Annotated in this window: 1 protein-coding gene; it reads right to left on the bottom strand. The window is 59.3% G+C overall.

Annotated features, from left to right (window positions below; genetic code table 11):
- On the bottom strand, positions 1-327 hold a 327-nt coding region (locus tag AC5ZGW_RS46945; protein WP_496114246.1), incomplete at its 3' end, for a response regulator transcription factor.
- Positions 328-479 lie beyond the last annotated feature (152 nt).

Below are 479 nucleotides of genomic sequence, written 5' to 3'. Positions count from 1 at the left end.
CTTCGCGCGCATCGAAATCGCGTTGCAAGCACCGGCAGCGATTGCGGCGGCGAGGTCGCCACGTGCGACGGATGCGGTGTAGAAGACAAGCCGGGTAGGAAGGTTTTCGGCATTGGCAACGGCGAGCATTTCAGATGCCGTGACATCAGAAAATCCGTCCTCTACAAGCACAACATCGGGTGCTAGATTCCGAACTGCTTCGAGGCAGCTGGCTCCATCGAGACAGGACGCAACGAGCTCGAAGTCGGGCTCCGCCGCAAACAGCGACGCAAAACCCTGCAGAACGACAGGGCGTCGATCTGCTATGACCAGTCGGATCCGACGCATTAGCGCTTCCCTCGCCGGCATCTCGCTGTAACCGCGCCCAAGGAAATGCATCCTAGGGAATGGACGTGCACTTCAAAAGCAGCGCGGCAACGCACGATACCGCGCATGGTTCCCGGATCATTGCTACGCCGTTCCTACTCGCCATTGAAGGC

The sequence above is a fragment of the Bradyrhizobium sp. Crot121 genome, from assembly GCF_059512385.1.
Note: the sequence above shows the minus strand (reverse complement) of the source record. Positions and strands in the feature narration are given on the sequence as shown.